Origin of the sequence: Schnuerera sp., from assembly GCF_035459645.1 — a bacterium.
GTDB lineage: Bacteria > Bacillota > Clostridia > Tissierellales > Tepidimicrobiaceae > Schnuerera.
In genome coordinates this window covers 1-1,695 of sequence record NZ_DATHXO010000157.1, presented here as the reverse complement: position 1 = coordinate 1,695, position 1,695 = coordinate 1, and the positions used below count along the sequence as shown (strand labels likewise).

The window sequence follows — 1,695 nt, the reverse complement described above, 5'->3', positions numbered from 1 at the left end:
AAAGTCATCAATAAAATCCTCTGTATTAAGATGGTGAATTTCTTCTAATGTCCATAAATCACATAATGCTGTATATGGCTGAACTTTGAAATTTTCTTCTGCATTAGGAATGATTTTACGTAATTCTTCTAAAACATATTTAACATCGAATTTAGCTTTGCCATTCATAATATCACCTCATCTTAAATCATTTTTAACTAAAAATCACTAAATTTTCATCAGATTATAAAACCACTATTTTATCTAAAATAAGACACTACATATAGTGCTTAGAATTTTAATTTAGTACTACATATAGTGTCTTATTCTGATTATGTATAATACATTTTCATCATTATTTATTCTTTATATTTAACTGTATTTATTATAATACTATTCTTATGTATAAGTCAAATAATTATTCATAGATAATCTCTGATTTAATATCTTCATCATATAAGTATTCGTATAAATCATGAAAAGACTTATTTGCCAATACCATATCCCATGATCCATCACTAAACCCATACTTGTGTTCAACATACATTACAGCGTTTTGAAAACTGATAAATTCAATACCATCGACAATTATTCTATTCATATTAATCACCCCGATTAATACCAACTTCATTTAAAATATAACTAACTATTTCATCACTACTCATAATACCTGTATCTATTTTTTTGTATGATAAATTCGTTTTACTTAGTATATCTTCATATTTACTATTAATCAATTCTAATTTATCAAGACTAACATATTCATCTCCACGTTTCTCTAATCGTTTTTTTAATGTATCTATATCTGCATATAAGTAATAAATTTTAGTTTCAAATAATTCCAACAAGCTTTCAATCATATTTCTTTGCTTATTGTTGATAACGGAATAATCTTTGTAAATATCAGCGTATACTAAGTTGCACCAAATATAACGATCAATAATTAAATTTTCTTTAAGTGCTAAGTCAAGAAAATGAGCAAATAACTCATCTTGACTAGACTTAGCTAATTTGAATGAAGATCCTTTTACGATTTCATACTCTGGCAAATGTTTCTTTAATTTTTTTGCCACTGTTGTCTTAAAATTAAGTTCGTTGCCAAATAAAATAATATTACTCATGACACTAGTTCCTCCATCATTAATCTCCACCCTTTCTAATTATTTTTACACTAGCTGTCTGCCTTCCATTTGAAATAGCTTCATTAGTCGAAGAAACTAGATAATCTATTCTATTGCCTTTGATAGCACCACCTGTGTCCATAGCGATAGCTTTTACAGTGTTCCCATTTGAAAAACGCAATTCTACAATTGAATACAATGGTATAACATTAGGATCAGTTGCTATAACTTGCATTCCATTATAATAATTAGTGTTCCTCACATCTATACCTGTTGCTGTTATCCCACTACAACCTACACAATAGGCAGTGTAAAAGCTAACATTGAAATTGCCTAAATCATATCCACTTTCATTTGATGGCTGATTGATTACTACTGAATTACTACTATTACTATTATTATTTTGAATAGCTGTTTCTTCTTTTATTGACTGTTTTTTCATCTTTTCTTCTTCTAGTCTTTCTAATTCTTCTTTAGCTTTTCTTTCTTCTTCTTGCTTTATTTTCATTGTTTTCCAATTTGACCAACTTTCCCAATTGTCCATATCTTCATCTGTCACTTCATTGTCTATTTTCATCATTTCCTCAATGTTCGG

Annotated in this window: 3 protein-coding genes; all 3 read right to left on the bottom strand. The window is 27.9% G+C overall.

The window, feature by feature from the left end; translation table 11 throughout:
* Nucleotides 1–397: 397 nt before the first annotated feature.
* Nucleotides 398–580 carry a hypothetical protein gene (locus VK998_RS03675; RefSeq protein ID WP_325225606.1) on the bottom strand — a complete coding sequence of 61 codons (183 nt, stop codon included), beginning with the start codon at nt 578–580 and terminating at the stop codon, nt 398–400.
* 1 nt (nt 581) lies between these two features.
* Complete coding sequence (locus tag VK998_RS03670) at nt 582–1,130, bottom strand: deoxynucleoside kinase (RefSeq protein WP_325225603.1); 549 nt, start codon at nt 1,128–1,130, stop codon at nt 582–584.
* Nucleotides 1,120–1,695 (bottom strand): 3D domain-containing protein (locus tag VK998_RS03665; RefSeq protein WP_325225601.1); only part of this gene is annotated, 576 nt, incomplete at its 5' end. The genes VK998_RS03665 and VK998_RS03670, both read right to left, overlap by 11 nt.